Below are 23,710 nucleotides of genomic sequence, written 5' to 3' on the forward strand. Positions count from 1 at the left end.
ACGCCGCACGGGCGTGGAGAAATCGTATCCGTAGATCAATCAGGCCCGCAGGCGAACCGGTTCGCTGAAATCGTCGGCCGGTTCCAGCTTCAGATTAAAGGTGGTCAGCAGCGCTGCTGCGCGCTCGTGAAACTCGCGCAGCGTTTTTTCCAGCCTGTCGCTCACTTCCGGGTCGCCAATGTCGACCGCCTGCCATGATCCTTCCTTATTGAACAGGCCAAACTGGTAGCTATAGGTGAAACGTGACTCTTGTGCTTCCATTTCCATCCACCAGCCCCAGAATTCACGCTTCTCCGGTGCGGGCTTAACATTGACGCAAACTGCCAGGCAATCGAAAAAGAAACGGTTGTCATGGCACTGCTCTTCGCGAATGTAAGGCCCCAGCGCCGTGAATTTCTTGATCAACTTACTTTTCAGGTGTCCACTCGGTAACGTCATTGCGATCTCCTTTAGTGATGCAACTGTTTTACCAAACCAATAGAATTTAGCAATAAATTAACCAAATCTATGATTGATCCAGCGGGCGATCTGTCGCAATGCGTGATCAAAATTGCGATACACCGGGTTAAACGGGATCTCCAGCAGTTTGCCATCGGCAGATGACGAAGTGATTAACCGCGACTCCTCTTCGGGGCTGAACGGATCGTCCTTCCAGAAGCCGGAGAGCATCGGCGTCGGGCAACGGCGCCCCAGCAGTCCCTGGGTTTTTAACGAATAGCGGTTGAGCTCCACGCGTAGCGCTTCATCGGACGCGTCATGCATGCCCAGCCGCGAAGCCAGCACGTCAAGATACATCTCCGGCACGCGCCCCTGATGCAGGGGATCCACCAGCAGACCATGAACGACCGGGCCCAGACAGGCTACAGCCTTCAGCCGCTGCGGCTCCAGATAGCCCAGACGCACCGCGATATTGGCGCCAAAGCGGAAGCCGAAAGCGGCGACCCGGGTATGGTCAATCCACGGCACATTTTCCAGATGGCGCAGCGCGTGCTGATGCAGCAGGCTGGTGTCCTGATTTAGCGTCCATTTTGACGAGAAGCCGATGGAGGGCATATCAATGGTCAGCATGGCAATGCCGAGCGGTGAGAAGTAGTTCTCATACAGGTTGTAATAATCGGTCTGCAGCGAGTCCAGCCCCCCGCACATCAGCACCGTCGGAAACGGCCCCTCGCCTTTCGGCATATGCAAAAAGCCGGTTATCGGCGAGCCGCCAGGGATGGTGAACTCCAGCTCGCGCAGCGAGCCCGGCAGCCGCTGGGCGGCTTCTTCATACGCCCGGTTGGCTAAAGCCTGCGCCTGTTCCGCCAGCTCATCGCCTTTAATATGCGGATAAGCGGCAATGCTATACAGGTTCGAGGCATGCAGCCAGTGGCGGCCGCTCAGCAAAGGATCGGCTTCCTGCCCGGCCTTTTGCTGCCACTGCATGGCTTCTTTCGCCCACTCGAAGATCCAGTTGCCGCCGCGATAGCCGATGACGGTATCGAACAGCTCAGGATCGGTTCGTTCGGCCTCGCTCATCACAATGCGCGCTTGCACATCGAGGATCTCCTGCGGAGTTACGCCGCGCCAGATCCACATCAAACGGTTGATCAGACGGTACCAGTGATCGACGTGATTGCCGCTCAGCGCCGACTGCATCGCCTGGGGTTTTCCGGCAGAAAACCGACGCACCAGCGTAGAAGTTTCGGGATGTTTGAAGCGAGGTTTAAACAGCGTTTCGCTGAGGTTAGCCTGTGACATGTGCAGTCTCCGTCGTAGTGCCACTCCGGATATTGTAACCTGCTAAAGGATAAAAAAAACCACGCCCGGCAAGCCGGGCGTGGTAAATAGCACTGTCCTGAAGAATTAACGACCTGCGATAGGCGGTACAAACACCACGCCCATATCCCACGGCTGTTCAATCCAGGTATCCTGCGGAATATCCACAACGTAATCGTCCACCAGCGGGCGGCCTGCCGGCTTGGCGAAAATGGTGACAAAGTGCGCTTTGGGATACATTTCGCGGATCGCCACGGCGGTACCGCCGGTATCCACCAGATCGTCGATGACGATAAAGCCTTCGCCATCGCCTTCCGCACGTTTCAGCACTTTCAGCTCGCGCTGGTTATCATGGTCGTAGCTGGAGATGCATACGGTATCAACATGACGAATGCCCAGTTCACGCGCCAGTAAGGCTCCCGGTACCAGTCCGCCGCGGCTAACGGCAATAATGCCTTTCCATTGCTCAACCGGCAGCAGACGGCTGGCCAGTTTGCGGGCGTGAATCTGCAACATGTCCCAGGTGACGACGTATTTTTCGCTCATGTGAAGTGTCCCAGCCTGTGTAATACGGCTTAAATAATGTTCGAGGGGGAAAATGGTTGCGCGAGATTATAGAGATCTGACGCACTAAAAACCAGTGTTAAGCGGTTTGCGCAACGCTTTTTGCGTTGTTTACACTACCTGCGGCGGTGGAAAGTGGTATTCTCAATCCCATCGCGCAAGCCCGGGCTTGTTGTGTATTTTAACGCTAACCCTCGTCCTGCAACCGCTGTATGCAGGAGTCTGTAAGGAGACTTACCGTGTCTGAACTGTCTCAACTATCCCCGCAGCCGCTTTGGGATATTTTTGCCAAGATTTGCTCCATCCCGCACCCGTCCTATCACGAAGAACAGCTCGCCGAGCACATTATGGGTTGGGCAAAAGAAAAAGGCTTACATGCGGAACGCGACCAGGTTGGCAACATTCTGATTCGTAAAGGCGCGACTGCCGGTATGGAAAACCGTAAGCCGGTAGCGCTGCAGGCGCACCTCGATATGGTGCCGCAGAAAAATAACGACACCGTCCACGACTTCGTTAAAGATCCGATCCAGCCGTACATTGACGGCGAATGGGTGAAAGCGCGCGGCACCACGCTGGGCGCGGACAACGGTATCGGAATGGCGTCCGCACTGGCGGTACTGGCCGATGATAGCGTCGCTCACGGCCCGCTGGAAGTGCTGCTGACCATGACCGAAGAAGCCGGCATGGACGGCGCGTTCGGTCTGCAGGCCAACTGGCTACAGGCCGATATCCTGATCAACACCGACTCCGAAGAAGAAGGCGAAATCTACATGGGTTGCGCCGGCGGGATCGATTTCACCTCTAACCTGGCGCTGACCCGCGAAGCGATTCCCGCCGGGTTCCAGAGCTTTAAAGTCACCTTAAAAGGGCTGAAAGGCGGCCACTCCGGCGGTGATATTCACCTTGGTCTGGGTAACGCCAACAAGCTGCTGTCGCGCTTCCTCGCCGGCCACGCCGATGAGCTGGATCTGCGTCTGGTCGATTTCAACGGCGGCACGTTGCGCAACGCCATCCCGCGTGAAGCTTACGCTACTGTCGCCGTCGCCGCGGATAAAGCCGATGCGCTGAAAGCGCTGGTGAATACTTACCAGGCGCTGCTGAAAAACGAGCTGGAGGCCAAAGAGAAGAACCTGGTGGTGCTCGTGGAAGCGGTCGATAACGACAAAGCGGCGCTGACTCAGGCTTCCCGCGACACTTTCATCCGTCTGCTGAACGCCACGCCGAACGGGGTTATCCGCAACTCTGACGTGGCGAAAGGCGTAGTGGAAACTTCGCTGAACGTCGGCGTCGTCACCATGACCGATGACAACGTACAGATCCACTGCCTGATCCGCTCGCTGATCGACAGCGGCAAAGACTACGTGGTCAGCATGCTGGATTCTCTGGGTAAGCTGGCGGGGGCGAAAACCGAAGCCAAAGGCGCTTACCCTGGCTGGCAACCGGACGCCAATTCGCCGGTGATGCACCTGGTGCGCGAGACTTACCAGCGTCTGTTCAATAAGACGCCGAACATCCAGATCATTCACGCCGGTCTGGAATGCGGTCTGTTCAAAAAACCGTATCCGGAGATGGACATGGTCTCCATCGGGCCAACCATTACCGGTCCGCACTCCCCGGATGAGCAGGTCCATATCGAGAGCGTCGGTCAGTACTGGACGCTGCTGACCGAGCTGCTGAAAGCCATTCCGGCTAAATAAGCCCCACAACCGGCGGCGGCCCGCCGCCGGTTTTACCCCGCATCACCTTAGCGCCACGCGTTTTTCCATCCGGTAATTAATAAACCACTCCCCGCGCGCCGCCACCCGCTGCTCAGCCACCACCTTAAAACCATGGGCCGTAAAACAGGGCTTTGCGGTAATGCTGGCGTCTACCGTCAGGATTTGCGCTGGATACTGAACGCAGAGCGCCTCGATAAGCGCGCCGCCGATACCCTGGCGGGCACGATCCGGCGAGACGAACAGCAAATCGATATGCGTCCCGATGGCGGTGATAAAGCCAACCGGCTGGCTGTTGACCACGGCCACCAGGCCGATTGAGTCGGCCAGCTTTTGTCGCCAGCGCGTCTCATCCACCTGCGCCCAGGCCGCGATCTGCCCCGGGGTATAGTCCCGACTGGCGGTTTCCCGCACCGCGCGCAGAAAGATCTGGCAGAGCAGTGGCAAATCGCTGTCGCGGTAAGCACGAATATGCATGGCTAAATCCCTAATAAAAGCTGCCTTTCCAGCTGCGGATCGAGCAACGTCACGTGGAGCCCAACCAGGCGCACGCCCCGTCCGCCGCGGCGCTCATCCCAGGCTTTGTGCGCGGTGGCGATCAGATCCTCTTTGTTCAGCCGCGGCCAGACGTGCTCCTGGGTGGTCAGCTGGAAATCATTGAATTTCAGTTTAATGCCCTGGCGGGCGATCAGCAGATCAGGTTTGACCTTCGCCAGTCGCCTCTCCAGCTCGGGATAGAGGTTTTCGATAATCGCTTCGCACTCCGGCCATTCATGGATATCTTCCGCTAAGGTGCGCTCCACGCCCACCGATTTACGCTGCCGATCGTTATGAATTTCCCGCTCATCAATCCCGTGGCTGCGCTCCCACAGAATACGCCCGAATTTACCGAAGCGCTTAAGCAGCATGGCCAGATCGCTGTTTTGCACATCGCCACAGGTTCGCAGGCCCATATTTTCCAGCTTCGCTGCCGATACCTTCCCGACGCCGGGTATTTTCGCCAGCGGCAGCGCCCGCACAAACTCTGCCACCTGATGGGGGGCGATAACGAACTGGCCGTTGGGTTTATTCATATCTGAAGCGATTTTAGCGAGAAACTTCACCGGCGCCACCCCCGCCGAGGCGGTGAGGCGCAGCTCCCGTTCGATGGTCTGGCGGATCTCCTGGGCTATCAGGGTGGCTGACCCGTGACAATGCTCGCTGTCGCTGACGTCAAGATAGGCTTCATCCAGCGACAGCGGCTCAATGCGCGAGGTATAGCGGGAGAAAATTTCGCGGATATGGTTCGAGGCTTCTTTGTAGGCATCGAAGCGGCCGGGAAGCAGCGTGAGATGCGGGCACAGCTTGAGCGCCGTCGCCGTCGGCATGGCGCTGCGCACGCCAAACTTACGCGCAGGATAGTTCGCGGTACTAATCACGCCACGTTGTACCCGACTGCCGCCTATCGCGAGGGGAATATCGCGCAACGCTGGGTTGTCGCGCATCTCCACCGCCGCAAAGAAACAGTCCATATCGACATGGATAATTTTACGCATCGTCAGACTCAACACTGTATACCCATACAGCATAGCAAAAACAGATGCGAATTTTATGCTTTTTTTATTTCATCGGCTAAAAAAGCGGTTAAAACATAAATCTGCAATAAATCATGTTTATTTTCATTGAGTTAAAAGATAAATCAGGAAGATATAATCATGAAGAAAATACTTACCGCGCTTTGCCTGCTGGCCACAGCCGGCGCCTGGGCCGCTCCACAGCTGATAGCCCACCGCGGCGGCACCGGCGATGCGCCGGAAAATACCCTGCCGGCCATTAAGCTGGCGCTGGAGAATAACGCCGAAGCCATCTGGGTCACGGTGCAGTTAAGCCGCGACGGCGTACCGGTGCTCTACCGGTCAAGCGATCTTTCCGCATTGACCAATAGCGAGGGCAAAGTTTCCAGTTTGACCGCCGCCGAGCTGGCGAAAGTCGACGCCGGCTGGAAATGGGGGGATGACAGCCACCCGTGGCGCGGTAAGCAGGCCACCATTCCGACCTTGCAAAGCGTTTTACAGCAATGGCCGCAAACTTTTTTCTATATTGATATCAAATCTCCGGATGCCGATCCGACCGTGATGGGCCAGCGCCTGCTTGAAGTGTTAAAAACCACCGATAGCCTCGATCGCGTGCGGGTCTATTCCACCGAAGACCGCTATATCGCCGCCCTGCCGCCAGCCATCCCTCGCTTTGTCACTCGCAGTGAAACCCGCACCAGGCTTGCCAATATTTCGCTCAGCCATCAGTGCCAGCCAGCGAGTCAACGCGATGGTGAGCAGTGGTATGGACTGGAGCTGAAGCGCAAAGTCGAGGTGGTGGAGAAATTCACCCTTGGCGAAGGGATCTCCCCGGCGACGCTCACCTGGGATAAAGAGGCAATGGATTGCTTCCGCTCGCAGGATAAAGCGCACATTATCTTCTTCGGCATCAACAGTGCGGAAGACTACCGCACGGCGATAGAACTGGGCGCCGACGGGGTGATGGTGGATTCTCCGGCGCAGGCGAAAAGCTGGCAGTAAGGGAGTCAACGGCTAAAAAGGCCGCGAAAGCGGCCTCACATTGCTGGCATGTTGTTGCCGGGTGGCGGCTGGCGCCTTACCCGGCCTACAAAACCGAAGCAGCAGCCCCAGCAAGCGCAGCGCCGCCGGGCACGGAGCCGCTTTATGCCGGGTGGCGGCTGGCGCCTTACCCGGCCTACAAAACTGAAGCAGCAGGTCCGGCATGCGCAGCGCCGCCGGGCATTACAAAATACGCCGCTGCTGACGCTGCGCCTCGCGGGCGAGGCGCTTTTTACGCGCGTCGCACGGTTCCGGACAATCGCAGACTTTCTCCAGCCCCAGCGCGGAGATCCCACCGCAGCTGCCCTGGATGCTCTTGCGCTTCACCAGGTAGCCCAGCGACATGCCGAAGATCACCAGCGCAAAAATCACAAAGGTCGCGATAAATACCGTCAGCATCGTCAGCCTCCAAAGTCGTCGAGGAGAATATTCTCGTCCTCGACGCCCAGATCTTTGAGCATCTTAATTACCGCGGCGTTCATTACCGGCGGCCCACACATGTAGAACTCGCAGTCTTCCGGCGCCGGGTGATCGCGTAGATAGTTCTCGTACAGAACGTTATGGATAAAGCCGGTATGCCCGGTCCAGTTATCTTCCGGCAGCGGATCGGAGAGCGCGACGTGGAAGGTAAAGTTTGGATTGTCGCGCGCCAGCTGTTCAAACTCCTCATCGTAGAACATTTCGCGCAGCGAACGGGCGCCGTACCAGAAGCTGATTTTGCGCGTGCTGTGCAGGCGCTTGAGCTGGTCGAAAATATGCGAACGCATCGGCGCCATCCCGGCGCCGCCGCCGATAAACACCATCTCGGCGTCGGTTTCTTTAGCAAAGAACTCGCCAAACGGCCCGGAAATCGTCACCTTATCGCCCGGCTTCAGCGACCAGATATAGGATGACATGATCCCCGGCGGCGCATCCGGGACCTTCGGCGGCGGCGTCGCGATGCGCACATTGAGCATAATGATGCCCTTCTCTTCCGGATAGTTAGCCATTGAGTAGGCGCGCAGGGTCGGCTCTTTCACCTCAGAGACATAGCGAAACAGGTTGAACTTATCCCAGTCTGAACGGTATTCATCGGGAACATCAAAATCTGCATAGGCCACTTTATGCGGCGGGCATTCAATCTGAATATAGCCCCCGGCGCGAAACGGCACCACCTCCCCCTCCGGGATCCGCAGCTTGAGCTCTTTAATGAAAGTGGCTTTGTTATCGTTAGAGATAACTTCACACTCCCATTTTTTGACGCCGAAAATCTCTTCCGGCAGTTCAATCTTCATGTTCTGCTTCACCGCCACCTGACAGGCCAGACGGCAACCGGCTTTGGCATCCCGCTTGGTAATATGCGAAAGCTCGGTCGGCAGGATATCCCCGCCGCCCTCTTTAACAGTTACCCGACACTGGCCGCAGGAGCCGCCGCCGCCGCAGGCGGAGGAGACGAAGATCCCGTTGCTGGACAGCGTGTTCAGCAGTTTGTCACCCGCAGGGGTGCGGATCTGTTTATCCGCTTCGTTATTGATCTCAATAACCACGTCGCCCGCGTTCACCAGCTTTGAGCGCGCTGCCAGGATAAGCCCCGACAGCACCAGCACAATCAGCGTGAACATCACGACGCCAAGAATAATTTCCATACTTATTCGCCCTTATAGCTGCACGCCGGAGAAGGACATAAAGCCCAGCGCCATTAGTCCGGTGGTGATAAAGGTGATCCCTAACCCGCGCAAACCGGCAGGCACGTTGGCGTACTTCATTTTTTCGCGGATCCCCGCCATCGCCACGATCGCCAGCATCCAGCCAATGCCGGAGCCGAAGCCGTAGACGATGGACTCCGGGAAGTTGTAATCGCGCTGCACCATGAACGACACGCCGCCGAAAATCGCACAGTTAACCGCAATCAGCGGCAGGAAGATGCCCAGCGCGTTGTACAGTGCCGGAAAATACTTATCGAGGATCATCTCGAGGATCTGCACCAGCGCGGCGATCACTCCGATAAAGGTGATGAAGTTAAGAAAGCTGAGATCCACCCCCTCAACCAGCGCGCCGTCGCGCAGCACCAGGTTATAGACCAGGTTATTGATTGGCACGGCAAGCCCCAGCACTACCGTCACCGCGACGCCGAGGCCGAAGGCGGTGGAGACCTTTTTCGACACCGCAAGAAAGGTGCACATCCCGAGGAAGAAGGCCAGCGCCATGTTCTCAACGAACACCGCGCGGACAAACAGGCTGATGTAATGAGCCATCACCGATTACTCCTTTTCCTGCTGCTCAGGCTTCCAGCTACGCAGGGCCCAGATCAGCAAACCGATAATGAAGAACGCGCTCGGCGCCAGCAGGAACAGGCCGTTCGGCTGATACCAGCCGCCGTTCTGCACCGTTTCCAGCACCGTGATACCGAACAGCTTGCCGCTACCGATAAGCTCGCGCAGGAAGCCGACGATAATTAGGATCGCGCCATAGCCGAGACCGTTGCCAATACCATCCATAAAGCTCGCCAGCGGCGGCGACTTCATGGCGTAGGCTTCGGCGCGGCCCATCACGATGCAGTTGGTGATGATAAGCCCGACGAATACCGACAGCTGTTTGGAGGTCTCATAGGCGAAAGCCCGCAGCAGCTGATCCACCACGATCACCAGCGAGGCGATGATCGCCATCTGCACGATGATGCGCACGCTATTGGGAATATGGTGGCGGATCATCGAGATAAACATGCTGGAGAACGCCGTCACCAGGGTCACCGCAATGGTCATCACGAAGGCGGTTTCCAGTTTGGTGGTTACCGCCAGTGCGGAGCAGACGCCCAGCACCTGCAGGGCGATGGGGTTATTGGCGATGAGCGGCCCCACCAGCACGCGCTTCACCTCTTTCATATCGCTCTGTTCAGCCATTATTCAGCTCTCCCTCACGAACCTTTTTCAGGAACGGACCAAAGCCCAGTTCGCCCATCCAGAAATCAAAGCTATGCTGTACGCCATTGGACGTCAGCGTGGCGCCGGATAAACCGTCAACCGCGTGGAGATCGTCTGCGCGCGCGCCGCCTTTCACCACCTTCAGCGCCGGCATGCCGTTGTCATCCAGCACCTGCTTGCCGACAAACTGCTGGCGCCAGTTCGGGTTTTCCACCTCGCCGCCCAGCCCCGGCGTTTCGCCCTGATCGTAGTAAGTAATGCCTTTTACCGTGCGGCCATCGACGTCCAGCGCCACGAAGGCATACATCATCGACCACAGGCCGTTGCCATAAATGGGCAGCACCACCTGCTCAATCTTCTGCTGCGCGTCGCGCACCAGGTAAATTTCCGCCAGATTACTGCGTCGCTTTATACCAGCCGGATCCTGACTGGCATCCAGGGCCATACTCTGCTGCGGATCCTTCAGCGCCTGAGCCTGATTAAATTTACCCGGGTCTTTCTCCAGCAGTTCGCCGGTGGCCAGATTCACCAGTCGCGGGGTAATGCGCGCCGCGAAGGTGTCCGCTACCGCATCCGCATCCATACCGGGGTGCATCAGCCCTGACACTGCCAGGATATTGCGCTGCTTATCCAACGCCCGCTGCGCCTGCTGGCGGGATTTCAGCCCCACGGCCGAGCCCGCCACCACGATGGAGCAGACCAGACAAAGCACCAGCACCACCAGCAGCGTTTTGCCGATGCTATCGTTACTTTTCTTCTCAGCCACGCGACTTCCTCCGCTTAATATTGGCCTGCACCACCAGATAATCGAACAGCGGTGCGAAGAGGTTGGCGAAGAGGATCGCCAGCATCATCCCTTCCGGATAAGCCGGGTTCACCACGCGGATCAGCACGCACATCACGCCGATCAGCACGCCGTAACTCCATTTCCCTTTATCGGTAAACGAGGCGGATACCGGGTCCGTCGCCATAAACATCATCCCGAAGGCGAAACCGCCGAGCACCAGATGCCAGTACCATGGCATAGCGAACATCGGGTTGGTGTCGGAGCCGATAACGTTAAACAGGGTGGCGGTGGCGATCATGCCGATCATTACCCCGGCGACGATGCGCCAGGACGCGACGCGGCCAAAGAGGATGATCGCCCCGCCGATGAAGATCATCAGCGTTGACACTTCGCCAATTGAGCCGGGAATATTGCCGAGGAAGGCGTCCATCCAGCTCACCGGCACGCCAGTCGCCACGTTCACCAGCGCTTCACCGCCGCCGCTGGCCCACTGGGAGAGCGGCGTGGCGCCGGAGAAACCGTCCGCCGCGGTCCATACGAGATCGCCGGAAATCTGCGCCGGATAGGCGAAGAACAGGAACGCGCGCCCCGCCAGCGCCGGGTTGAGGAAGTTGCGCCCGGTGCCGCCGAAAATCTCTTTGGCGATCACCACGCCGAAGGAGATCCCCAGCGCCGCCTGCCACAGCGGCAGCGTGGGCGGCACAATCAACGCGAAGAGAATAGAGGTAACGAAAAAACCTTCGTTAATCTCATGCTTGCGCACAATCGCGAACAGCACCTCCCAGAAGCCGCCGACGATAAAGACGGTGAGGTAGATAGGCAGGAAAAATACCGCGCCCAGGGTCATCATGCTCAGCCAGCCGGCGTCGGCACTGAAGCTCACCCCTAACCACTGGGCGACGCTGTAGTGCCAGTTGTTGGCGATCGCCTGCTGCAGCTGTTCGGCGCCGTATAGCTTGTGCAGCGCCGGAATGGTCTGCAGCCCAACGTTGTACATGCCCCAGAACATCGCCGGGAATACGGCAAACCACACGAGGATCATCATCCGCTTCAGGTCGATGGCGTCGCGCACGTGCGCCGCGCCGCGGGTTACCTGGCCCGGCGTGTAGAAGATGGTCGCCGCCGCCTCATACAGCGGGTAATATTTTTCCAGCTTGCCGCCATGCGTGAAATGCGGCTCAAGTTTCTCAATCAGGTGCTTTAAGCCCATCTCTTATCCTTCCTGCTCAATCCGGGTTAACACGCTGCGCAGCGCCGGGCCATATTCATACTTTCCAGGGCATACATAGGTGCACAGCGCCAGATCTTCTTCATCCAGCTCCAGACAGCCCAGCGCCTGAGCGCTGTCGGTGTCTCCGGCCAGCAGATCGCGCAGCAGTATGGTCGGCAGGATATCCAGAGGCATCACCCGCTCGTAGTTGCCGATCGGCACCATCGCCCGCTCGCCGCCGTTGGTATCGGTGGAAAAATGAAAGCGCTTGCGCTTGAAGAAATGGCCCAGCGTGGTGCGGGTAATCGAGAATTTCTCTTTGCCCGGCATCACCCAGCCGAAGAGCTCTTTTTCCCGCCCTTCTTTAACCACGCTCACCTGCAGATGGAAGCGCCCCAGGAAGGCGTGAGGGCCATGGGCGCGGGCGCCGCTAAGCACCGAGCCGGAAATGACCCTGTTTTCCCCCTCCTGCAACTCACCTGCCAGCAGATCCTCCAGGCTGGCGCCGAGCGTCGTTTTGACCAGCCGCGGAGATGTTACCTGCGGGCCGCCGAGCGCAATTATCCGTTCGCAGTAGAGCTCCCCGTCGAGGAAAAGCTTACCAATGGCGATCGCGTCCTGATAATTGAGGTGCCAGACCTGCTTATTCAGGCTCACCGGCTCCAGAAAGTGAATATGCGTTCCCGGCAGCCCCGCCGGGTGCGGCCCGCTGAACTGATTGAAACAGACCTGGCCGAGAGGATGACCGCCCAGCTTGCCGCCGCTGGGCTGGCAGACGTGCACTTTCCCGTCGGTCAAGCGCGTGAGCACGGTAAGACCGGCGTCGAAGGCGGCACGTTCGGCCAGAATAATCGGCTGCGGCTCCGCCGCCAGCGGATTGGTGTCCATGGCGTTAACAAAGATAGCGGCGGGCGTGCTCCCCGGGAGCGGCGTTTTGCTGAACGGTCGGGTACGCAGCGCCGTCCATTGGCCCGACGCCAGCAGCTGCTGCTGTACGGTGTCGCGCGGCAGTTCGGCCAGCGCGTCCGCGGCGTAACGGGTAAACGCCACCGCGTCATTGCCCTCGATATCAATCACCACCGACTGCAACACGCGCCGTTCGCCGCGGTGGATCGCGCTGACGATCCCGCTCGCCGGGGCGGTAAAGCAGACGCCAGGGATCTTTTTATCTTCGAACAGGATCTGACCTTTTTTGACCCGATCGCCTTCTTTAACCGCCATCGCGGGACGCATGCCAACGTACTCTTCGCCGAGTAGCGCGACGCGCTTCACCGCTGGCGCGGGAGAAATCTGCTGTAATGGCATGCCAGCTATGGGCAAATCCAGCCCTTTCGTGATTTTAATCATATCGTTAGCAGGTATCCGTAACCTCAACCCCGACGCAGGTCAGGGCCAGCTTATTGACAGAATGGCAGAGAAGAAAGGGCGAAACGGCGCCAGTAGCGCTCAGGACGGAAGAGAAGCATCCTTTCTTACTCTGATGATGAACCGGCGCAAGTGTAACATTTCGTGAGCGGCGGCTGTAGCGCAAGGGGCGATAAGTGCTTCTAAAATGCGAGCTATTGCGCAAAGTTCTCACTGTGTTTTCGTCGCTGGCAGGGTATAAAGTGAGGCTGATTTGTAAACGCCGCCACGTCGCCCTTGCGAAAAAATGCCGTGATGCTAATGTGAGCGCTCTAAATCCAGAAAACTCTGATTTCGGGTCTCTCTTGCCGTCCTGGCAATGTGGCTATTTTGTTTTATCAAGGAACAAGCAGTATGCGCAAAATCGCATTATTTATTGCGATGCTTCTGTTGCCGTGCGTGTCATTTGCCGGGCTGCTCAGCAGCAACAGCCCGACGACGCCGGTTAGCAAAGAATATAAGCAGCAATTAATGGGTTCACCGGTTTACATTGAGATCTTTAAAGAAGAGCGCATGCTCGACCTTTACGTCAAAATGGGTGAAACCTACCAGCTCCTCGACAGCTACCGGATCTGCAACTACTCCGGTGGCCTCGGTCCGAAACAGCGCCAGGGCGATTTCAAGAGTCCGGAAGGGTTCTATAACGTCACCCGCAGCCAGCTCAAACCTGACAGCCGCTTCTATAAAGCGATTAACATCGGCTTCCCGAACGCCTACGATCGCGCCCATGGTTATGAAGGGAAATACCTGATGATCCACGGCGACTGCGTCTCAGTCGGCTGCTACGCCATGACCGACAGCGGTATCGATGAGATCTTCCAGTTCGTGACCGGCGCCTTAGTCTTCGGCCAGCCAAGCGTGCAGGTGAGTATCTATCCGTTCCGCATGACCAACGCCAACATGGAACGCCACAAATACTCCTACTACGCGGATTTCTGGAAACAGCTCAAGCCAGGCTATGACTATTTCCAGCAGACCCACAAACCGCCGGTCGTATCAGTGACCGACGGCCGCTATGTGGTGAGCAAGCCGCTCAGCCACGAGGTTGTCCAGCCGCAGCTGGCCTCAAACTACACGCTCCCCGAGACAAAATAACGCCCACTCGCCTGGCATGATCTTATGCCAGGTTTCATTGGCCGTCAGCGGCTGCGTGGCGATAACCGTGACCACATCGTTGGGTGTGGTCTCGCGTTGAAAGTCGATCTCCACATCCTGGTCCAGCAGTTTTGCCACGCCGAACGGCGCTCGCCGGGTTATCCAGTGCAGATTGGTCGAGCAGAACGCCATTACGTAGCGCCCGTCCGACAGCAGCATGTTGAACACCCCTTTCTCACGTAGTTCACCCGCGAGGGTGGCGATATACTTGAAAACGCCCAGCATATTGCCCGGCGTGCGCGGATAGCGCTCGGTTAAACGGTGCAGCAGCCAGCAAAACGCCTTTTCACTGTCGGTTTCACCTACCGGATGAAAATTACCGGTTTTCAGCGACTTATAGCCTTTTAGCTGCCCATTGTGCGCATAGGTCCAGTTGCGCCCCCACAGTTCGCGGGTGAAGGGATGGGTGTTCTCCAGGGCCACCCTCCCGCGGTTGGCCTGACGAATATGGGCGACGACGGAACAGGACTTAATGGGGTAATCCTGAACCAGTTTCGCGATCGGCGACTGAAAGCTCGGCTGGGGATCCTTGAATGTGCGACAGCCTTTACCTTCATAGAAGGTGATGCCCCAGCCGTCTTTATGCGGCCCCGTCCCGCCGCCGCGCTGCACCAGCCCGGTAAAGCTAAAACAGATATCGGTTGGCACATTGGCGCTCATCCCGAGCAGTTCGCACATAGATCACCTCACCCTCACAAATCACGACGGCGCCGGAGCGAGGCCACCGTCAACAGTACACACTCACCTGCCTGTTAGCCTTTCGCCATCTCTTTTTCGATCAGCATAATCAGAATGTGGATCACTTTGATATGGATCTCCTGGATGCGGTCGGCGTAGCCAAAGTGCGGCACGCGAATTTCCACATCAGCGCTACCGGCCATTTTACCGCCGTCTTTACCGGTCAGGGTGATCACTTTCATCCCCTGCGCCCGCGCGGCCTCAATGGCCTTAATCACGTTGCCGGAGTTGCCAGACGTGGAGATACCGAGCAGCACATCGCCTGCGCGGCCAACGGATTCAACGTAGCGGGAGAACACATACTCATAGCCAAAATCATTGCTCACGCAGGAGAGGTGGCTGACGTCGGAGATCGCGATGGCCGGGTAACCCGGGCGGTTTTCGCGATAACGTCCGGTCAGCTCTTCCGCAAAATGCATCGCATCGCAATGGGAACCGCCGTTACCGCAGGACAGCACTTTCCCACCCGCCTTAAAGCTATCCGCCAGCAGGACAGCGGCACGCTGGATAGCATGGATATTGGCTTCGTCCTGCAGAAAGTTAGCCAGCGTTTCCGCGGCTTCGTTCAGTTCGTTACGAATAAGATCCTGGTACATGAGGATAATCCTTCAGTATGAGTGGAATAACCCCGGCAGTGTACCGGATAGCCGTCGAAGCGAGAAGCAGCAGGCAGCGTTATCCCTCGCTCTTTTGATTTTATGTGCCGCTTTTGCATACAACAATGTGAGCAAGGTTGTAATTATTTTGTAAACACATTGCTAAATAAAAACGCATGCACTACAACCAATACATCACAAGTGGTCAGACCTCCTACAAGCTCAGGGAGCATTTCTCTATGATGATTTTGAGTATTGTTGCAACCGTCGTTTTACTCGGCGCGCTCTTCTATCACCGGGTCAGCCTGCTGCTCAGCAGCGTGATTTTGCTCGCCTGGACCGCGGCGCTCGGCGCGGCCGGAGTGTGGAATATCTGGCTGCTGCTGCCGCTGGCGATCATACTGTTGCCGTTTAACTTTGCGCCTATGCGTAAATCCATGATTTCCGCACCGGCGTTTCGCACATTCCGCAAGGTGATGCCGCCGATGTCGCGCACGGAAAAAGAAGCCATCGACGCCGGCACCACCTGGTGGGAAGGCGATCTGTTTCGCGGCAATCCTGACTGGCAAAAGTTACATAACTATCCGCAGCCGCGGCTGACCGCCGAAGAGCAAGCTTTCCTCGACGGCCCAGTTGAAGAAGCCTGCCGGATGGCTAACGACTTCGCCATCACCCACGAAATGGCCGATTTGCCGCCGGAGCTGTGGGCCTATCTGAAAGAGCACCGCTTCTTCGCGATGATCATTAAGAAAGAGTATGGCGGACTTGAGTTCTCCGCTTACGCTCAGGCACGAGTACTGCAGAAACTCTCTGGCGTCTCCGGCATCCTGGCGATCACCGTCGGCGTCCCGAACTCGCTGGGTCCGGGCGAACTGCTGCAGCATTACGGTACCGAAGAACAGAAGAATCATTATCTGCCGCGTCTGGCACGCGGCCTGGAAATCCCTTGCTTCGCTCTCACCAGCCCGGAAGCGGGCTCTGATGCCGGCGCCATCCCGGATACCGGCGTGGTGTGCATGGGCGACTGGCAGGGTCAACAGGTGCTGGGGATGCGCCTGACCTGGAACAAACGTTATATCACGCTGGCGCCTATCGCCACCGTGCTGGGGCTGGCTTTCAAACTCTCTGACCCGGATCGTTTGCTGGGCGGAGAAGAAGAGCTGGGTATCACCTGCGCGCTGATCCCCACCTCCACCCCGGGCGTGGAAATCGGCCGTCGCCACTTCCCGCTGAATGTGCCGTTCCAGAACGGTCCAACCCGCGGCAAAGATATCTTCGTGCCTATCGATTACATCATCGGCGGCCCAAGCATGGCCGGTCAGGGCTGGCGCATGCTGGTTGAATGTCTATCGGTCGGCCGCGGTATTACTCTGCCGTCCAACGCCACCGGTGGTCTGAAATCCGTTGCCATGGCGACTGGCGCTTACGCCCATATTCGCCGCCAGTTCAAAATCTCCATCGGAAAAATGGAAGGGATTGAAGAGGCGCTGGCGCGTATCGCCGGTAACGCCTATGTGATGGACGCTGCGGCGTCGCTGATCACCTACGGCATCATGCTCGGCGAGAAACCTGCAGTGCTGTCCGCTATCGTGAAATATCACTGCACCCACCGCGGCCAGCGCTCCATTATCGACGCGATGGATATTACCGGCGGGAAAGGCATTATGCTGGGCGAAGGCAACTTCCTCGCCCGGGCCTATCAGGGCGCGCCTATCGCCATCACCGTGGAAGGCGCAAACATTCTGACCCGCAGCATGATGATCTTCGGTCAGGGGGCGATTCGCTGCCATCCGTACGTACTGGAGGAGATGGCCGCCGCGCAGAATAATGACCTGAACGCCTATGACAAGCTGCTGTTCAAACACATCGGCCATGTCGGCAGTAATAAAGTGCGGAGTTTCTGGCTGGGCCTGACCGGCGGGCGCACCAGCAGCGCGCCGACCCGTGACGCCACCCGTCGCTACTATCAGCAAATGAACCGTCTGAGCGCCAACCTGGCACTGCTGTCAGACGTCTCAATGGCGGTGCTCGGCGGCAGCCTCAAGCGACGCGAACGTATCTCCGCCCGTCTGGGGGATGTGTTAAGCCAGCTGTACCTGGCCTCGGCGGTGCTGAAACGCTATGACGATGAAGGACGCAATGAAGCCGATCTGCCGCTGGTTCACTGGGGGGTACAGGACGCGCTGCACCAGGCCGAGCAAGCCATTGACGATCTGTTGGACAATTTCCCGAACCGTCTGGTGGCAGGCGTAATGCGCCTGGTCATCTTCCCGACCGGCCGTCATCATCATGCGCCGTCGGATAGGCTGGACCACCAGGTCGCCAAAATTCTGCAGGTGCCCAGCGCCACGCGCTCCCGCATCGGTCGCGGTCAGTATCTGACGCCGAGCGAGCATAACCCGGTAGGCCTGCTGGAAGAGGCCCTGCTGGAAGTGATGGCGGCCGATCCTATCCACCAGCGGATCTGCAAAGAGTTGGGTAAAAATCTGCCGTTCACCCGTCTGGATGAGCTGGCCCACAACGCGCTGGCCAAAGGATTAATCAGTCAGGATGAGGCCGCCATTCTTATCCGTGCAGAGCATAGCCGTCTGCGCAGCATTAACGTCGACGACTTTGCGCCAGAGGAGCTGGCGACAAAGCCGGTAAAGCTGCCGGAAAAAGTTCGTAAAGTTGAAGCTGCATAATAAAACCACTACCACATCACACGCCGGGCGGGGAACTTTCCCCGCCTTTTTTTCGCCCTCTCCTCCCCTTTCGTTTCCATCAGTAGCATTTTTTTAACAAAATATTCCGCGGACCGCCGCGCGGCTGATATGGTGTTACAGTTAACCTAACCCCCTCATGAGAATGGAGTTGACCATTGTGCCTGGCCTGAAAATTTCGCTGTTGCAACAACCGCTGGTCTGGATGGACGGCCCTGCCAACCTGCGCCATTTTGATCGCCAACTGGAAGGAATTACCGGGCGCGATGTGATTGTTTTACCAGAGATGTTTACCACCGGCTTTGCCATGGAAGCGGCAAAACAGTCTTTACCCGAGGCCGACGTAGTGGAGTGGATGCATGCCCGGGCCGCGCAATCCCAGGCGCTGATTGCCGGCAGCGCTGCGCTGCAAACTGAACACGGCGCCGTTAACCGCTTCCTGCTGGTCGAGCCTGACGGTACGGTGCACCATTATGATAAACGGCACCTGTTCCGTATGGCCGATGAACATCATCACTATGAGGCCGGAAACCAGCGCGTGGTCTTTGAATGGCGTGGATGGCGGATCCTGCCGCTGGTCTGTTACGACCTGCGCTTTCCGGTATGGTCGCGTAATCAGAACGACTATGATTTGGCGCTGTATGTCGCCAACTGGCCGGCGCCGCGCTCGCTGCACTGGCAGTCGCTGCTGATCGCCCGCGCGATTGAAAACCAGGCCTATGTCGCCGGCTGTAACCGGGTTGGCACTGACGGCAACGGCCATCATTACCGCGGCGATAGTCGGATTATCAATCCCCAGGGGGAGATTATCGCCACCGCCGATCCGCATCAGGCCACTCGTCTTGATGCCGAGCTGTCGCTGAGCGCCCTTCAGGAATATCGTGAAAAATTCCCCGCCTGGCGCGATGCCGATCCTTTCACGATCGGCTAATCACCCTTCGGGAGCCGCTGCGCTCCCTTTTTATTCCACCACGATCCGCACAGCACAGTAGACCAATAACGCTGCCAGCATCCAGTTCAGTTGCCGCCCGTACAGCAAAAACAGGCGCTGAAACAGATGCCCCGCCAGCGCCCAGCACAGATTTCCCAGCGCGCCAATCGCCGCCAGCAGCAGACTCACGCTGATAAGCCAAACAGGCTCGCGAGTAACGGGCAGAACAAAGGTAGAAAGCGCGGTGATGCCATACAGAATAATTTTAACGTTGACGAACTGTAGCCCCAGACTTGCCCAAAAGCCTACCGGTTCTGCACTCGGCGTCCCTGTCGCCGGTTTGCTTTTGGCAATCTGCCAGGCCAGCCACAGGATGTACGCCGCGCCAATCCATCCCAATACCAGGGTAAAGCGTGAGTCGAGTTCAACCAGCGAAAAGGTTAAAGCCGCGCAAATCAGCATAGTGATAATAAACCCGACGCTCATCCCGGCCAGCACCCGCAGGCTGCGGCGTAGACCATGGGAGGTGACGCTGCTCAGCGCCAGGATATTGTTGGGCCCGGGTGTCAGGGCGGTGATCAAAGTGTAAGTTAAAAAGGCGCTAATCAGGGTAGGTGTCACGGGTTTTCTCCTCTTGTCTGGCAGACACTACCCGAAGCTGATAATTTAAAAAAATGAATATTTTTTCATTCTCGCTTCGATAACATCGATACAAAGAGGAAATATGGATCTGCGACGCTTCATCACCTTCAAAACTGTTGTCGAAGAAGGTTCCTTTCTGCGCGCGGCGCAGAAACTATGCTGCACTCAGTCCACCGTGACTTTTCATATCCAGCAGCTGGAGCAGGAGCTTGCCATCCCGCTATTTGAGAAAATCGGCCGGCGGATGTGTCTCACCGCCGCCGGTAAGAAGCTCCTGCCGCATGTCTACGACCTGACTAAAGTGATGGCCTCGATTCGTCAGGCGGCACGCCAGGACGATGAGCCCGGCGGCGAACTTCGCGTCGCCACTGGCGAAACGCTGCTGGCGTATAAAATGCCGCGGGTGCTGCAGCGTTTTAAGCAACGCGCTCCGAAAGTGCGCCTGTCGCTGCAGTCGCTCAACTGCTACAGCATCCGCGATGCGCTGCTTGCCGACGAGGTCGATTTGGGGGTGTTTTACCGGGTGGGTAACGATGACGCGCTCACGATAATGGAGCTTGGCCAGCAGTCGCTGGCGCTGGTCGCATCGATCGAGCAGGCGCCGGTAGACTTCATGTGCCCGCGGCAGCATATCCCGCTGAGCTTTATCATCAACGAACCCCAGTGCGTGTTCCGGCAGATTTTTGAAAGCACCCTGCGCCAACGCGAAATTACTCTGGAGAACACTATTGAGCTGTGGAGTATTGAGAGTATCAAGCAGTGCGTGGCGGGAAATCTGGGAGTGAGTTTTCTGCCACGCTTTGCGGTGGAGGACGAGCTCAAGCGCGGGACGCTGGTTGAGCTGCCATTCAGCGAGACGCCGTTGACGATCCATGCGCTCTGCGCCCACCATGCCGGGAAGGCTATCAGTCCGGCGATGCGGGTATTTATGCAGTGCATGCAGGAGGAACAAGAGGCGCGCTGAAATTCGGCGACGAAAACGACGAAAGCCTGAATCATTGCTGATTCAGGCTTTCTGAATAGTGGCGGAACGGACGGGACTCGAACCCGCGACCCCCTGCGTGACAGGCAGGTATTCTAACCGACTGAACTACCGCTCCGCGTTGTTGTTCCGTTGGGAACGAGGCGAATATTACGGATTCCCCTCTACCCCGTCAACGCTTTTTCTACCATTTTGAATCGTTTGCTGCAAAAATCACCCAACCGCCTACTTTTAATTCATTTTAGTGGCTATCAGGCACGCCACAGGCAGCTTCCGCCTTTCTTTTGTACCAGGTCGAGGCGGGATTCATGGTTCGCCAGTTCTTCATCTGAGGCATAAACCACGCGTAACTGACTGCCGGCGCGGACGACGCGCTGAATTCCCATCTCTCCCGCCTGCTGCTGGCTTTCGCCTTCCATAGAGAACGCCATCGAAGTCTGGCCGCCGGTCATCATCAAATAGACATCGGCAAGGATCTGGGCATCGAGCAACGCCCCGTGCAGCGTACGCTTGCTGTTGTCTATTTCGTAACGCGAACATAGCGCATCGAGGCTGTTGCGCTTGCCTGGAAACATTTTCCGCGCCAGCGCCAAACTGTCGGTTATTTTACAAAAGGTCTCGGTTTTTCCGATGCCGCGGTTTAGCTTACTGAATTCATAATCCATAAAGCCGATATCGAACGAGGCGTTATGGATCACCAGCTCCGCGCCGCGGATGTAATCCATAAACTCATCAGCCACGTCGGCAAAGGTAGGTTTATCCAGCAGGAACTCATCGGCGATCCCGTGTACGCCGAATGCTTCAGGATCCACCAGCCGATCGGGCTTCAGATAGACGTGAAAATTGTTACCGGTCAGGCGGCGGTTGATCACCTCCACGGCGCCGATCTCAATGATCTTGTGTCCTTCGTAGTGTGCCCCGATCTGGTTCATACCGGTGGTTTCGGTATCGAGAACAATCTGGCGCGTAATTGCAGTGCTCATAGCGGTCATTTATGTCAGACTTATCGTTTACAAATCGATTTCAATTACAGGAAGTCTACCAGAGATGCTCAAACAGGTAGAAATTTTCACCGACGGCTCTTGCCTGGGTAATCCAGGACCTGGCGGCTACGGCGCCATCATGCGCTACCGCCAGCACGAAAAAACCTTCAGCGCTGGCTACCGTCTGACCACCAATAACCGCATGGAACTGATGGCGGCAATTGTTGCCCTGGAAGCGTTAAAAGAGCATTGCGAAGTAGTGCTCAGCACTGACAGCCAGTATGTTCGTCAGGGGATCACCCAGTGGATCCACAACTGGAAAAAGCGCGGCTGGAAAACGGCAGAGAAAAAGCCGGTGAAAAATGTCGACCTCTGGCAGCGGCTGGACGCCGCGCTTGGCCAGCATAAAATTAAATGGGAATGGGTAAAGGGCCACGCCGGCCATCCTGAAAATGAACGCTGCGACGAGTTGGCGCGCGCGGCGGCCTCCCACCCCACACTGGACGATGTCGGCTACCTGCCTGAGAGTTAATTCTGCCCTTTGCGCCACTGCCGGGTGGCGCCCACCGCCGGCCGCAGCTGAGTTTTCGCTTTGCCGGATTTCATCGGATTGAGCGTCAGCGGAATGGTCCGTTTGCGGGCGACAATCAATTGCAAACAGCCCAGCGCCGGCAGATGGGTGCTCAACAATTTGCCGCCATGGCGCGACCAGGGCAAAACCTGGTAACGTCCATAGTGCAGCACTTCAAAGTTGAGCAGCGCCAGCCAGTCCAGCTGGCGCATCAGCGTAAACATACGGCTATTATAAGGCGTTCCTTTGCGCAGGACCGGCACCAGCTTACGCAACCCCATCAGGCTGACCGGATTAAACCCGGTCAGGATCATCCAGCCATCATCGATCAGTACACGATCGGCTTCCCGCAGCAGACGATGCGGATCGCTACACCACGGCAGGGTGTGCGCCAGCAGGCAGGCGTCAACGGACTTTTCGGCAAAGGGTAAATGCAGCGGGTCAGCCCGGACCTGCATTGGATTTCCCGCCAGCGAGACATTCACCTGGTGCGAGATGGCGCAAGCTTCGGTATTGATTTCCGCGCTCAGATTGCCAATCTTAAGCAGATGAAAGCCATATAATTTAGCCAGCCACGGTTTCATCTGCTGCTCCAGCGTTTCGCGATAGTATTCGCCCCACGGCATACTGGACCAATGCTCAGGCGCTGTCACTGTGTGAGGTATCCTTGCCGGCTTCATTGCCACCTTCCGCTACGCTTTAGAGGTAATTTATGAATCTTATCAGTATTCCCGCGTTTCAGGACAACTACATCTGGGTTCTCAGTGAGAATAACGGCCGCTGCATCATCGTAGATCCAGGCGAAGCCGCGCCGGTTCTGGCGGCCATCGAGGAAAACCAGTGGCAGCCCGAGGCTATTTTATTGACCCATCATCATCAGGATCACGTCGGCGGCGTAAAACAATTACGTGAAAAATTCCCTTCTATAGTGGTTTACGGGCCAGCGGAAACCCAGGATAAAGGCGTCACTCAGGTGGTAGGCGATGGCGATCGGCTGTCAATTCTCGGGCACGATTTTTCCATTTTCTCTACGCCAGGTCACACATTAGGACATATCTGTTACTACAGCGAACCTTATCTGTTCTGTGGCGATACGATGTTTTCCGGCGGCTGCGGAAGGCTGTTCGAAGGTACAGCAGAGCAGATGTATCAATCATTTATGAAAATTAATGCCCTTCCTGAAGAAACCCTCATATGTTGCGCACATGAATATACGTTAGCGAATATGAAGTTTGCATTGAGTATCCTGCCAGATGATAGGGACATAAACGATTACTATCATAAAGTTAATGAGTTACGTGCAAAAAAACAAAAAACACTACCCGTAACTCTGAAAAATGAGCGGCGTATAAATTTATTTTTACGCGTAAATGATATTGATTTAATTGACAAAATTAACAAAGAAACAAATTTGCAACACTCTGTGGCGCGATTTGCATGGTTAAGGTCAAAGAAAGATGACTTCTGATATTTAATTC

General features: G+C 56.9%; 25 protein-coding genes and 1 tRNA gene. 8 read left to right on the plus strand and 18 right to left on the minus strand.

Features of this window, described 5'->3' with window-relative positions; genetic code table 11:
- Positions 1–39: 39 nt before the first annotated feature.
- The 3 genes from crl to gpt form a co-directional block, all read right to left on the minus strand.
- Positions 40–438 (minus strand): sigma factor-binding protein Crl, encoded by a 399-nt coding sequence (crl, locus tag ACR809_RS20300; RefSeq protein ID WP_004177332.1) that lies wholly within the window; start codon positions 436–438, stop codon positions 40–42.
- Between the two features lie 57 nt (positions 439–495).
- Positions 496–1,740, minus strand: coding sequence for an esterase FrsA (frsA, locus tag ACR809_RS20305; protein ID WP_002889742.1), 1,245 nt, complete (start codon positions 1,738–1,740; stop codon positions 496–498).
- A 105-nt stretch (positions 1,741–1,845) separates the two neighbouring features.
- Complete coding sequence (gene gpt / locus ACR809_RS20310; RefSeq protein WP_002889733.1) at positions 1,846–2,304, minus strand: xanthine phosphoribosyltransferase; 459 nt, start codon at positions 2,302–2,304, stop codon at positions 1,846–1,848.
- A gap of 257 nt (positions 2,305–2,561) precedes the next feature.
- Between gpt and pepD the strand changes: the two genes are divergently transcribed.
- Positions 2,562–4,019: a cytosol nonspecific dipeptidase gene (pepD, locus tag ACR809_RS20315; protein ID WP_004152033.1), complete on the plus strand. Its 1,458-nt coding sequence runs from the start codon at positions 2,562–2,564 to the stop codon at positions 4,017–4,019.
- Between the two features lie 42 nt (positions 4,020–4,061).
- On the opposite strand, the gene ACR809_RS20320 is transcribed toward pepD, so the two are convergent.
- Positions 4,062–4,514 carry a GNAT family N-acetyltransferase gene (locus tag ACR809_RS20320; RefSeq protein WP_002889727.1) on the minus strand — a complete coding sequence of 151 codons (453 nt, stop codon included), beginning with the start codon at positions 4,512–4,514 and terminating at the stop codon, positions 4,062–4,064.
- A gap of 2 nt (positions 4,515–4,516) precedes the next feature.
- On the minus strand, positions 4,517–5,572 hold the full coding sequence (gene dinB / locus ACR809_RS20325) for a DNA polymerase IV (protein ID WP_002889726.1): 1,056 nt from the start codon (positions 5,570–5,572) through the stop codon (positions 4,517–4,519).
- A 159-nt stretch (positions 5,573–5,731) separates the two neighbouring features.
- Between dinB and ACR809_RS20330 the strand changes: the two genes are divergently transcribed.
- Complete coding sequence (locus tag ACR809_RS20330; protein ID WP_087775227.1) at positions 5,732–6,592, plus strand: glycerophosphodiester phosphodiesterase family protein; 861 nt, start codon at positions 5,732–5,734, stop codon at positions 6,590–6,592.
- A gap of 222 nt (positions 6,593–6,814) precedes the next feature.
- Here the strand turns inward: ACR809_RS20330 and nqrM are convergent, their stop codons facing one another.
- Genes nqrM through ACR809_RS20365 form a run of 7 tightly spaced genes read right to left on the minus strand, consistent with a single transcriptional unit; the run spans position 6,815 to position 12,875 of the window.
- Entirely contained in the window at positions 6,815–7,030 is a 216-nt protein-coding gene (nqrM, locus tag ACR809_RS20335; RefSeq protein WP_004178678.1) for a (Na+)-NQR maturation NqrM, read from the minus strand.
- A gap of 2 nt (positions 7,031–7,032) precedes the next feature.
- Positions 7,033–8,256: an NADH:ubiquinone reductase (Na(+)-transporting) subunit F gene (gene nqrF / locus ACR809_RS20340; RefSeq protein ID WP_002889720.1), complete on the minus strand. Its 1,224-nt coding sequence runs from the start codon at positions 8,254–8,256 to the stop codon at positions 7,033–7,035.
- 12 nt (positions 8,257–8,268) lie between these two features.
- Positions 8,269–8,865, minus strand: coding sequence for an NADH:ubiquinone reductase (Na(+)-transporting) subunit E (nqrE, locus tag ACR809_RS20345; protein ID WP_004177335.1), 597 nt, complete (start codon positions 8,863–8,865; stop codon positions 8,269–8,271).
- 6 nt (positions 8,866–8,871) lie between these two features.
- The gene (locus ACR809_RS20350; protein WP_002889716.1) at positions 8,872–9,510 is read right to left on the minus strand and encodes an NADH:ubiquinone reductase (Na(+)-transporting) subunit D; all 639 of its coding nucleotides are present in this window, start codon (positions 9,508–9,510) and stop codon (positions 8,872–8,874) included.
- The gene (locus ACR809_RS20355; RefSeq protein ID WP_040153387.1) at positions 9,503–10,297 is read right to left on the minus strand and encodes a Na(+)-translocating NADH-quinone reductase subunit C; all 795 of its coding nucleotides are present in this window, start codon (positions 10,295–10,297) and stop codon (positions 9,503–9,505) included. Before ACR809_RS20355 ends, ACR809_RS20350 begins: the two co-directional genes overlap by 8 nt.
- The gene (locus tag ACR809_RS20360; RefSeq protein WP_002889703.1) at positions 10,290–11,528 is read right to left on the minus strand and encodes an NADH:ubiquinone reductase (Na(+)-transporting) subunit B; all 1,239 of its coding nucleotides are present in this window, start codon (positions 11,526–11,528) and stop codon (positions 10,290–10,292) included. The genes ACR809_RS20355 and ACR809_RS20360 overlap by 8 nt, the downstream gene beginning before the upstream one ends.
- A 3-nt stretch (positions 11,529–11,531) precedes the next feature.
- Positions 11,532–12,875 carry a Na(+)-translocating NADH-quinone reductase subunit A gene (locus ACR809_RS20365; protein ID WP_002889702.1) on the minus strand — a complete coding sequence of 448 codons (1,344 nt, stop codon included), beginning with the start codon at positions 12,873–12,875 and terminating at the stop codon, positions 11,532–11,534.
- A 411-nt stretch (positions 12,876–13,286) separates the two neighbouring features.
- Between ACR809_RS20365 and dpaA the strand changes: the two genes are divergently transcribed.
- Positions 13,287–14,027 (plus strand): peptidoglycan meso-diaminopimelic acid protein amidase, encoded by a 741-nt coding sequence (gene dpaA, locus ACR809_RS20370; RefSeq protein ID WP_002889699.1) that lies wholly within the window; start codon positions 13,287–13,289, stop codon positions 14,025–14,027.
- Here the strand turns inward: dpaA and ACR809_RS20375 are convergent.
- Both ACR809_RS20375 and lpcA read right to left on the minus strand, forming a co-directional pair.
- A complete protein-coding gene (locus tag ACR809_RS20375) occupies positions 13,998–14,765 on the minus strand; it encodes a class II glutamine amidotransferase (RefSeq protein ID WP_002889696.1) in 768 nt (255 codons plus the stop codon). The two genes, dpaA and ACR809_RS20375, sit on opposite strands and share 30 nt — an antisense overlap.
- 74 nt (positions 14,766–14,839) lie before the next feature.
- The gene (gene lpcA / locus ACR809_RS20380; RefSeq protein WP_004145825.1) at positions 14,840–15,421 is read right to left on the minus strand and encodes a D-sedoheptulose 7-phosphate isomerase; all 582 of its coding nucleotides are present in this window, start codon (positions 15,419–15,421) and stop codon (positions 14,840–14,842) included.
- Between the two features lie 239 nt (positions 15,422–15,660).
- Between lpcA and fadE the strand changes: the two genes are divergently transcribed.
- Both fadE and ACR809_RS20390 read left to right on the plus strand, forming a co-directional pair.
- Positions 15,661–18,105, plus strand: a complete 2,445-nt coding sequence (fadE, locus tag ACR809_RS20385) for an acyl-CoA dehydrogenase FadE (protein WP_122051542.1) — start codon at positions 15,661–15,663, stop codon at positions 18,103–18,105.
- A 178-nt stretch (positions 18,106–18,283) separates the two neighbouring features.
- A complete protein-coding gene (locus ACR809_RS20390) occupies positions 18,284–19,054 on the plus strand; it encodes an amidohydrolase (RefSeq protein ID WP_002889689.1) in 771 nt (256 codons plus the stop codon).
- 30 nt (positions 19,055–19,084) lie between these two features.
- Here the strand turns inward: ACR809_RS20390 and eamB are convergent, their stop codons facing one another.
- On the minus strand, positions 19,085–19,675 hold the full coding sequence (gene eamB, locus ACR809_RS20395; protein WP_004177339.1) for a cysteine/O-acetylserine transporter: 591 nt from the start codon (positions 19,673–19,675) through the stop codon (positions 19,085–19,087).
- Between the two features lie 103 nt (positions 19,676–19,778).
- Between eamB and ACR809_RS20400 the strand changes: the two genes are divergently transcribed.
- Entirely contained in the window at positions 19,779–20,660 is an 882-nt protein-coding gene (locus tag ACR809_RS20400) for a LysR family transcriptional regulator (protein ID WP_122051543.1), read from the plus strand.
- A 59-nt stretch (positions 20,661–20,719) separates the two neighbouring features.
- Here ACR809_RS20400 and ACR809_RS20405 read toward each other — a convergent pair.
- Both ACR809_RS20405 and dnaQ read right to left on the minus strand, forming a co-directional pair.
- Positions 20,720–20,796: transfer RNA gene (locus ACR809_RS20405), tRNA-Asp, on the minus strand.
- Positions 20,797–20,929: 133 nt separating this feature from the next.
- A complete protein-coding gene (gene dnaQ, locus ACR809_RS20410; RefSeq protein ID WP_004152034.1) occupies positions 20,930–21,661 on the minus strand; it encodes a DNA polymerase III subunit epsilon in 732 nt (243 codons plus the stop codon).
- Between the two features lie 64 nt (positions 21,662–21,725).
- On the opposite strand from dnaQ, the gene rnhA reads away from it, so the two are divergent.
- Positions 21,726–22,193 (plus strand): ribonuclease HI, encoded by a 468-nt coding sequence (gene rnhA, locus ACR809_RS20415; RefSeq protein ID WP_002889686.1) that lies wholly within the window; start codon positions 21,726–21,728, stop codon positions 22,191–22,193.
- Here rnhA and ACR809_RS20420 read toward each other — a convergent pair.
- Complete coding sequence (locus tag ACR809_RS20420; protein WP_002889685.1) at positions 22,190–22,912, minus strand: class I SAM-dependent methyltransferase; 723 nt, start codon at positions 22,910–22,912, stop codon at positions 22,190–22,192. The two genes, rnhA and ACR809_RS20420, sit on opposite strands and share 4 nt — an antisense overlap.
- 32 nt (positions 22,913–22,944) lie before the next feature.
- On the opposite strand from ACR809_RS20420, the gene gloB reads away from it, so the two are divergent.
- Entirely contained in the window at positions 22,945–23,700 is a 756-nt protein-coding gene (gene gloB / locus ACR809_RS20425; protein WP_004145833.1) for a hydroxyacylglutathione hydrolase, read from the plus strand.
- Positions 23,701–23,710 lie beyond the last annotated feature (10 nt).

Source organism: Klebsiella sp. CD33 (assembly GCF_051992865.1).
In the GTDB taxonomy this organism is placed as follows: Bacteria; Pseudomonadota; Gammaproteobacteria; order Enterobacterales; family Enterobacteriaceae; genus Klebsiella; species Klebsiella pneumoniae.